Source organism: Caloramator mitchellensis (assembly GCF_001440545.1).
Taxonomy (GTDB): Bacteria; Bacillota; Clostridia; order Clostridiales; family Caloramatoraceae; genus Caloramator; species Caloramator mitchellensis.
The window spans coordinates 18,683-27,802 of sequence record NZ_LKHP01000020.1; the positions used below are offsets into that span (position 1 = coordinate 18,683).

General features: G+C 33.9%; 11 protein-coding genes and 1 riboswitch. All 11 genes read right to left on the reverse strand.

From position 1 onward, the window contains the following. Positions 1-65: 65 nt before the first annotated feature. Positions 66-1,508, reverse strand: coding sequence for a cobyric acid synthase (locus tag ABG79_RS11315; RefSeq protein WP_057979581.1), 1,443 nt, complete (start codon positions 1,506-1,508; stop codon positions 66-68). Positions 1,509-1,727: 219 nt separating this feature from the next. After that, positions 1,728-2,432, reverse strand: coding sequence for a CbiQ family ECF transporter T component (locus ABG79_RS11320; protein ID WP_057979582.1), 705 nt, complete (start codon positions 2,430-2,432; stop codon positions 1,728-1,730). Further along, positions 2,389-2,682, reverse strand: a complete 294-nt coding sequence (locus ABG79_RS11325; RefSeq protein WP_057979583.1) for an energy-coupling factor ABC transporter substrate-binding protein — start codon at positions 2,680-2,682, stop codon at positions 2,389-2,391. The genes ABG79_RS11320 and ABG79_RS11325 overlap by 44 nt, the downstream gene beginning before the upstream one ends. Further along, complete coding sequence (locus ABG79_RS11330; protein ID WP_057979584.1) at positions 2,679-3,395, reverse strand: energy-coupling factor ABC transporter permease; 717 nt, start codon at positions 3,393-3,395, stop codon at positions 2,679-2,681. The genes ABG79_RS11325 and ABG79_RS11330 overlap by 4 nt, the downstream gene beginning before the upstream one ends. Next, the gene (locus ABG79_RS11335) at positions 3,392-3,988 is read right to left on the reverse strand and encodes a histidine phosphatase family protein (protein WP_057979585.1); all 597 of its coding nucleotides are present in this window, start codon (positions 3,986-3,988) and stop codon (positions 3,392-3,394) included. The genes ABG79_RS11330 and ABG79_RS11335 overlap by 4 nt, the downstream gene beginning before the upstream one ends. Beyond that, positions 3,979-4,719 carry an adenosylcobinamide-GDP ribazoletransferase gene (gene cobS / locus ABG79_RS11340; RefSeq protein ID WP_057979586.1) on the reverse strand — a complete coding sequence of 247 codons (741 nt, stop codon included), beginning with the start codon at positions 4,717-4,719 and terminating at the stop codon, positions 3,979-3,981. The genes ABG79_RS11335 and cobS overlap by 10 nt, the downstream gene beginning before the upstream one ends. After that, positions 4,716-5,252: a bifunctional adenosylcobinamide kinase/adenosylcobinamide-phosphate guanylyltransferase gene (cobU, locus tag ABG79_RS11345; RefSeq protein WP_057979587.1), complete on the reverse strand. Its 537-nt coding sequence runs from the start codon at positions 5,250-5,252 to the stop codon at positions 4,716-4,718. Before cobU ends, cobS begins: the two co-directional genes overlap by 4 nt. Position 5,253: 1 nt before the next feature. Continuing rightward, positions 5,254-6,330 carry a nicotinate-nucleotide--dimethylbenzimidazole phosphoribosyltransferase gene (gene cobT, locus ABG79_RS11350; protein ID WP_057979588.1) on the reverse strand — a complete coding sequence of 359 codons (1,077 nt, stop codon included), beginning with the start codon at positions 6,328-6,330 and terminating at the stop codon, positions 5,254-5,256. Positions 6,331-6,474: 144 nt separating this feature from the next. Continuing rightward, a riboswitch (cobalamin riboswitch) is annotated at positions 6,475-6,646 on the reverse strand. A gap of 54 nt (positions 6,647-6,700) precedes the next feature. Next, positions 6,701-7,015 (reverse strand): hypothetical protein, encoded by a 315-nt coding sequence (locus ABG79_RS11355; RefSeq protein ID WP_057979589.1) that lies wholly within the window; start codon positions 7,013-7,015, stop codon positions 6,701-6,703. Positions 7,016-7,062: 47 nt separating this feature from the next. Continuing rightward, positions 7,063-7,941: a diacylglycerol/lipid kinase family protein gene (locus ABG79_RS11360; RefSeq protein ID WP_057979590.1), complete on the reverse strand. Its 879-nt coding sequence runs from the start codon at positions 7,939-7,941 to the stop codon at positions 7,063-7,065. Positions 7,942-7,949: 8 nt separating this feature from the next. Next, the gene (locus ABG79_RS11365; RefSeq protein WP_057979591.1) at positions 7,950-9,011 is read right to left on the reverse strand and encodes an HD-GYP domain-containing protein; all 1,062 of its coding nucleotides are present in this window, start codon (positions 9,009-9,011) and stop codon (positions 7,950-7,952) included. Positions 9,012-9,120 lie beyond the last annotated feature (109 nt).

The window sequence follows — 9,120 nt, forward strand, 5'->3', positions numbered from 1 at the left end:
TAATCGTCCTTTATCTATTATTTAGGTAAAGCAAAAATAGTCCTATCTTTTCTTACATTGACTTTTTACTGCATTATTTTATATATATATTCTATATCAACGTTATCTCTAAAAACTGCTGCAAGCTTGTCTAATTCTTCTTCTCTTTTCTTATCAAAATCCTCTGAAATTTTGTTTTCCAAGCCTTTTTTGTTTCTTACCATATTCAGTATTTTTTCTCTGAACTCACCGGAATCGAATATACCATGGACGTATGTTCCATAGTATTTTCCTTCAACCATATCTCCGTCTAATTTTGTTTGTTCATCCTCTAATATCTCAACAAAGGGCTTTTGGCTGTTCAAAGTTTCACCCATGTGTATTTCATAGCCTTCTATTTTACTGCCAAGTGCGCTTCCTATCACTGCCTTAGTCCTTTTGTTGCCCTTAAGATAAGTTACTCCTTCAAAAAAGGACAACCCATCTTCTTTATCACCTCTATACGTTTCCCATCCTTCTTCGTCAATTATCTCCCTTCCCATCATCTGATAACCTCCGCATATTCCAAATACTATTCCTTTATGATTTTTTACTGCATCAAAGAATCCCCTTTGCTTTAGCCACCTTAAATCTTCAATAGTATTTTTGCTTCCCGGGATTATAATAATATCAGCATCCTTTAAATCCTCAGCATCCTGAGCATAACTTAACGAAACATCTTCATCTAAAAGAAATGCGTTAAAATCAGTAAAGTTCGAAATCCTTGGAAGTCTGATTACGGAAATTTTAATTTCACCTTTGGTTGTTGTTCTTATGTCGCTTGCTCCATCCTCATCCTCTAACTTCAAATCTATATATGGAACAACCCCCACAACAGGAACTTTTATTAATGATTCAATCTTTTCAATTCCACTTTTTAAAAGGGATTTGTCTCCGCGAAATTTGTTTATTATTACCCCCTTTATCCTTTTTTTCTCCTCTTCCTCTAAAAGCATATAAGTCCCATAGATTGATGCAAAAACTCCACCTCTGTCTATATCTGCCACAAGCAATACATTTGAATCCGCAATCTCTGCCATTCCCATATTAACAATATCGTTATCCTTTAGATTTATCTCAGCAGGACTTCCTGCGCCTTCAATAACGACTATATCAAAATTCTTCTCGATATCCTTATAAATTTCCCTTATTTTATCCTTAAGAGAATCTTTAAACTCAAAATACTCCACCGCATCCATATTCTTGTATGGCCTTCCCATGATTATTACCTGGCTTTTTCTATCGGTTGTAGGCTTTAAAAGTATTGGATTCATAAAAGCCCTCGGCTTTATCCTGCAGGCATATGCCTGTAGGACTTGAGCGCGACCCATCTCGAGACCCTCTTCATCAACATAGGAATTAAGTGACATATTCTGCGACTTAAAAGGACAAACTCTATATCCATCCTGAGTAAATATCCTGCAAAGGGCCGCCACCGTTAAACTCTTTCCCGCACTTGACGCCGTCCCCTGCACCATAATCCTTTTCATCCTGTATCCCCCTTTGAGTGACATTCACTTGATTTCTTGACTTCTTGATTTGTTTGTCAATTCGGACAAGAGTAAATCATCTGATAATCCTCCCAAATGCTTTTTTTCAATCATGGTTTTGGCAGAATCCCAATAAATTTTGATAAGTCTTTCACTAAAAACTTTATCTGTTAAACTTCAATTAAAAATAATCAATCATTTGTTCGCAAATGTATTAAACTAAGTAGAAGTTAAGATAAAAGCTGTAATCTCCAAAATAGTAAGCAATAAAATTGTTATATTTATTTTAATTGAATTGTCAACCTCTAACTCTGAATAGTATAATTTCCCTTTATACCCCCTTGAATTTATTGAATCCTTTATTTCCCTCCATCTGTTAAAAGTATTAATAAAAAGCATTCCTGCAATTGTAGAAGTTGTTCTAATGCTTTTTTTTGCTGAATCAAATCCTCCTTTAGATTTTGCTGATTTTATCATCAATTCCAATTCTTCCTCCAAAAGTATTACATATCTTTCCATTAACTTTGCAATATCTATTATCTCAGATATATTCTTATGCTTTGATAATACAAACAATATATCATCAAGTGGAGTTGTAAAAATCAAAAACGTTATGGCAATAGAATTTGCAGCACCTCTTAGAGTTATAGTAATTAAATATTGAATATCTCCCCCGATTAAAAACGCTAATGCAGCAATTAAGTAAAATGAAATTAAATACATTGAAAATTTAGTTACCATATACGAGGGGGTTTTATAATACAAGTGAAGTATTATAAACAAAGCAATATTTAAAGAAAAAAATAGTTTGCTATTACTATAGCCTAATAAAGCAATTGCAATCAGACAAAAGAATAGTTTTAGGAGTGGATGGATAAATTTAGCTCTGCTGCTTTTCGAAAACAATATTACTTCCCTTATCATTCTTTTTCCTTCCTAATATATAACCTATAACAAATGCACCAATAGATGCCTGCAGTGCAAATAAAAGACTTTCTGTTTCACCTGATGGTTCAAATATGCTATTAAAATATGGTTCATAGTCAGGAGCTACTTCAGTTATCATTTCCTCTGCCTTTCCATCTGCCCCGCTAAGGTCTCCATTATGAGAACCAATAACAAGCGAAAATACAATCACAATTGCTGCAATAATCATTAAAATATAGTTCTTCATATTTTTTCGCCCCCCAATTCGATTCCATTGCTAAAATATCTTTGAATATAATCATATATTATTACAGTGACCAATCCCTCAATTATAGCCAATGGAATCTGAGTTATAGCAAATATTGCTGAAAATTTTATAAAGGATTCTAAAATTCCACCTGCTTTCCCTGGAAATGCAATGCTTAGCTGCAGTGCAGTCGTTACATAAGTCAGCAAATCTCCAATCATAGCCGATACAAATACTGCCATTTTCAAGTTCTTTTGCTTTAACAATTTAAATGTAAAATAAGCTGCAAATGGTCCAACTATGCCCATGGAAAATGTATTTGCACCTAGGGTTGTAATTCCTCCATGGGCAAGGAATACTGCTTGAAAAAACAGCACTATCATTGATAAAACCGATGACACAAGTGGTCCAAAGAGAATTGCACTTAGTCCTACTCCCGTTGGATGGCTGCTTGAGCCTGTGATAGATGGAAGTTTAAGAGCAGATAATAGAAAAATATATGCACCGCAGAGGGCAAGCATTAGTTTTACTTCGTTATCTGCTTTTATAAGTTTAGTTATCTTTCTAACCCCTAAAATTATTATTGGGATACATAATGCGAAATAGAACACAGCCCAATGAAGGGGTAAAAATCCTTCCATGATATGCATCGCATGTGCAGTTGAAAAACTCTGAAGAATTAAGAATATTGATATAAACAATATTCTTTTCATTCTATACACTTCCCTTCACAGTGTTTAATATTAAGCCCCTTCAAAAAGTAATATCCATTGCTGTATTCAAGTATTGAAACTGAAGCGTTGTCTATTTTAAATTTATAAAAAAACTCTGGATTTCCAAATACGCATGACAATATGCAACGGATGACTCCTCCATGGCTTATAACTAAAACATTCCCTGAATTTTTTTGAATGTCATTCAAGAAATTTTCGCATCTTCTATAAACCTCTAACAAACTTTCTCCCTCAGGTATTTTATAGTTAATAAAATCATCATTCCATGAATTGACCTCAATCGGAAATTGTTTTAGTGCCTCCTCGTATTTTAAACCTTCAAATATACCAAAATTCATCTCAATGATTCTTTCATCGATTATCTTTTCGCCATCATACAAAATATCAGCTGTTTCTATCGCTCTTTTCAAAGGGCTTGTAATGCAAGTTTTAATTTGAAAATTATCTATAATAGGTTTTAGCATTTTAATTTCTTCAATTCCTCTTTTAGATAATCTTCCATCTGATTTTCCTGAATAAACTCCTTTTAAATTGTCCTCAGTTTCACCATGTCTTACTAATATTAAATCCACTGTATCACCACCCAAAGAAGGAGCAGTAAAATTTCATTTATCTCAATACAAGCACCATAAACATCACCTGTAAGACCATCTATTTTTTTATAGGATATCTTCATAAGAACATAAGTTATCAGCCATCCTATAAATAAAAGTAAAACATACCTTAAAGCAACTAAATATATGCCAACCAGAGAAAAGGTTAAAAGTCCTATGATTGAATATTTAATCGTTTCTTTGCCGGTAAATAAAATCCCTAGTCCTTCATTTCTTGCGCTTTTACCAACTGCAAACAAATACGTTACAAGAAGCCTTGACAATCCTATAGAAACAATTAGTCCTATTAAAGCGCCTTCTTGTCTTAAATTTTTAATTATTATAAATTTAAATAGCAAATCAAAAACAACAGCTATAACCCCAAAGGCACCTATTCTACTGTCCTTCATTATCTCAAGTATTTTTTCTTTTTTTCTTCCTGATAAAAAGCCATCGGCAGTATCCGAAAGTCCATCTACATGTAGACCACCTGTTATGCTTATCCATACGAATAGAGTAATTAGTGCAGCTATTTCTTCATTTATGCTTATTAGTAATCTAAAAGGAATGTATACTATAGAAGCAATTATCACCCCAACAAAAGGGAAAAATGCTGTGCTCTTTTTTATCGTCCTTTCATCAAAATCTACTTGAATATTCAATGGCAGCCTTGTTAAAAACTGAATTGCAAGTATAAACGCTTTAATCATTTTAACTTAAGCGGTATTCCTAAAAAAACAATATAAACTTCATCTGAAATTTGAGCTGCCATCTGATTTATCCTGCCTTGGATATCCCTGAAAACCCTTGCGATATGGTTTTCAGGGACTATGGACATTCCTGTTTCATTGGTGACCATTATTAAATTTCCATTCTTATTGTTCACTTCATCAATGAGGCTTTTTATCTCATTATTGGCCACTTCTTCTATTTTTTTCTGGGTAACTTCATCTATTTTTTCCATGCCCTCTGTAATATCAAACATTATATTCGATATCAAATTTGTCAGGCAGTCGAGCAGGTAATACTTCTCATTTCCAACAGCCTCTTTTAAATTATACGTCCCCTCAAACGTTCTCCATTTTGCATTTCTCCTATTTCTATGCAAATTAACTCGCTGCTGCATCTCTTCATCCCATATCCTTGAGGTCGCAATGTATACTACCTCATTTTTATCCTTTAGCATTTCTTCAGCGAACTTGCTTTTACCCGAACGTGCTCCACCGCTTATCAGCGTTATCATTTTATTTCTCCTCTCTTATGTCAACTAAAAAGTCGTTAACAATATTTGCCTCCTCAAATGAACCCATTTCATTGACTATTGCAAGTGCAGATTCTATTATCATAAACGCCAATGGACATCCTGAACCTTCTCCTAGCCTCATCTTTAAATTAAGCATTGGCTCTATGCCTATTTCATTCATCATATAAACTGCCCCAGGCTCTGCAGACAAATGCGATGGGAATATATAATCCTTAACAAGTGGATTTAATCTTACTGCACAAAGCGCTGCCGCAGATGAAATAAAGCCATCTATTACAATTGGAACTCTGTTTTTTGCAGCAGCAAGGAAGCATCCACAAAGCCCTGCTATATCAAACCCTCCAACCTTTGCTATAACATCGATGGGGTCATTGGGATTAGGCTTATTTATTTCTAGTGCTCTCTTCACTACATTCTTTTTATTTTGATGCTGTTCATCTGTAAGTCCTGCACCCTTGCCAACTACAACATCTGGACTAAGACCAGATAATGCGCTTAAAACTGCTGCCGAAGTCGTTGTGTTGCCTATTCCCATCTCACCAGTTCCTAAAAGGTCAACTCCTCCTTTTACAAGATTGTCAACAACTTCAATCCCTATTTCAATTGCCTTTACTGCATCTTCATAGCTCATAGCCGCCTCTTTAGCTATATTTTTAGTCCCATATGCAATTTTTTTGTTAATTATCAAAGGATGGTCAAAATCTGCGTCAACTCCTATATCAACAATTGTAAGTTCAGCACCCGCCTGTCTTGCAAGAACACAAACCCCAGTAATTCCTCGAGTAAAATTTTCTGTAACAACTTTAGTTATAAATTTAGGTGCACAACTAACACCTTCATCAACTACTCCATTGTCTGCGGCCATTATAACTATATTCTTCTTGTTTATTTTATTATGTATTTTACCTGTGATGCCTGCCATTCGTGCCCCTATTTCTTCTAAAGTTCCAAGGCTGCCTATAGGCTTTGTAAGATTATCGATATGTTTTTTGGCTTTTTCTACAACCTCCATATTAAGCGGTTTGATTCCTTCAATAGTTGATTTTAATAATTCCATTGCTTATCCTCCCTCTTTGTTTAAAAATTCAATAAATTTTTGACATTTAAAAAGCCTCTACAAAGGTAGAGGCAAGATTATACAAAAAAGCCTACCATAGGGGCAGGCTATATCTTTACAATCAGCCACTCCCTTCCCTCCGAAGGATTAGCATCATTAAAGGCAGGTCTCCTGGCTAACGGGTCCTCCTCATCCAACCCTTCCCGGTTTTACAGTGGTTGTTGGATTCGTCGCCGTATACAGTAGCGGGGGCTGCAGCGGATTTACACCGCTTTCCCTATTAAGCTTTTCAAGCACCTTTAACAAACTTTATTAAATTTTAGTATTAATGTTCTCGTTTTTTTCAGTTTATCATAAATAATAGTAAAATTCAATTAGTAGATTCGTTTTGTTCGTGGTTGCCATTTTTTCTTTGCTGATAAAAGCTTGAAATCGAACCTAGCAAGTCATGGACAAAATTTGAACCTCTGCTAATAAGGATGCCTGTTAAAATATTCCCCACAAAGGGTATTTTATTTGCCCCAAGATACATAGTAAATACATCAAAGTCAAAAACTATGCAAATTAGTGCTGCAACAGCTATCGCGCCTATCCTGTCAAAACAAAAATACTTGTCCTTCTTTATCATCTTCAATGTTTCCCAAACTGCTTCTGTAAAAATAGCTGCAATGAGTATTTTGTCCATAAAACCATCCGAACAATTGATTCAATAACATTATATTATTTTTTTTCTCAACTATTCCTAGGAATAACAACATTTAACGCATTTTTTAATATTTCAAATTCTGCTCTATCAGTTATGATTATCTCTCCGTCTATATTTACTGCAAATTCCTCATCTGAAGTGATTACAAGTTTGCTTCCTTTAAACATGCTAACTTCTCTTAAATCTATATGTTCACCCTTTATGTATTTACTAAGCAAGAAGGGTATTTTTAGTTTGTTCATATTCTCAATAAAGCATATATCAAATAGCCCGTCTGATATATCTGCCTCAGGAGTAGGCAGCATACCACCGCCGTAATATTTTCCATTAGATGCTGTTACGAGCAATGTTTTTGCATTAAAACTATACTCATCTATACTAACATTAAAGTTCTTCCCTTGGTATTTTAATAGCGTCTTAACAAGCCCATAAAGATATGCACTCTTACCAGAAAAAATTTTATTGCTCCTTTGCACTGCATGGGCTATTTCGCTATCAATTCCAGCACTTCCTATATTGATAAAAAATCTGTCATTGCATTTACCCAAGTCAACCCTAATTATCTCTCCGTTTATGATATATTCTAATATTTTTTCTATATCGCTGTCTTCATAAATCGTCCTTGCAAAATCATTTCCAGTTCCACCTGGTATAACACCTAATGCAGCCTCTGAACCGATTATGCCGTTAACCACTTCATTAAGTGTCCCATCTCCACCTACAGATGCAACAACATCAAAATACTTTGAGCCTTCTTTGGCAATCTGTGTTGCATGCTCAGGTGCCATTGTGTATTCTATTTTAAATTCTACACCTTTTTTATTGCAGATATTTTGTATCAACGGAACCAAGCCCTTAGCCTTCCCATGTCCTGCCTTTGGATTAACTATAAACAGAAACTTCATAAAATCACCTAAAATATTATTTCTACTATGCCTATATTTGTATGTTTAACCAAATCTATATCATAAGGTTTTATCTCATTCCCAAACTCGTCTTTTACTATCCTGACTTTAGGTTTATCCGGGAATCCTTTATTATTACCAACGACAAAGGCATAATATCCATTTGAAAGCTTTACTTCCATTCCAATTGAATAAATAGAGAATATATTCTTGAATATATTTACAAGTTCCAAATCAAAAAGAGTTCCAGCTGATGCTAAAATAAATTCATAGGCCTCATTTGGAGGGAAAGCCTTTCTATAAACTCTATCTGTAGCAATAGCATCATAAACGTCCGTTATACAGCAAATTCTTGCATATTTTGAAATTTTCTCTCCCTTTAGGCCTTGAGGATATCCTTTACCATCAAATCTTTCATGATGCTCCAATATAATTAATTTTCCTCTTTCATTTATATAGCTTGCTCCTTTAATCATATCGTATCCTATTTCTGGGTGGGTTTTCATAATATCGTATTCTTCTTCTGTCAGGCTTCCGTTCTTATTAAGTATCTCCTGAGGTATCTTCATTTTACCTATATCGTGTAAAAGTGCACCTGCCCCTAAATCTAATAGCATGGGCTTGGAATAGCATAATTGAATTCCCATAAATAATGATAAAACACAGGTGTTTAGTGAATGAACAAATGTATAATTATCATATGTCTTTAACTCCGTTAAAAACATAGAATTAACGTCTTTGTTTTCTATTAAATATTCTATTAATTCCGAAATAGTCATGATTGTATTCTTTACTTCAGTTATATCATTATATTGTATTCTTGTAGTTGCCTTTGTTAAAGCTTTTAATGTATGACTTTTGATTTCTAAAAAATGGTGGTCTTGATGCGGAAGATCTTCTAATAATTTATCCTTAATATATATGAAATGAATTCCTAAGTCAATTAGCTTATTTATATATCTTTGGGTTAAAGTAATTCCTTCCCTTAAAAGAATGTTTCCTGAAGAATCAAGAATTGTTTGGGAAATTACATCACCTGGTTTTGCATTAAGTATATTAACTAATCTCATATTGCACCTACCCTCTAAAGCCCAATTTACTCCTCCTTCTAATTTTATTATTAAATTTTATATAATTCAACAAAAAATTACATTAAATTTTATATTATAACAAAAAAAA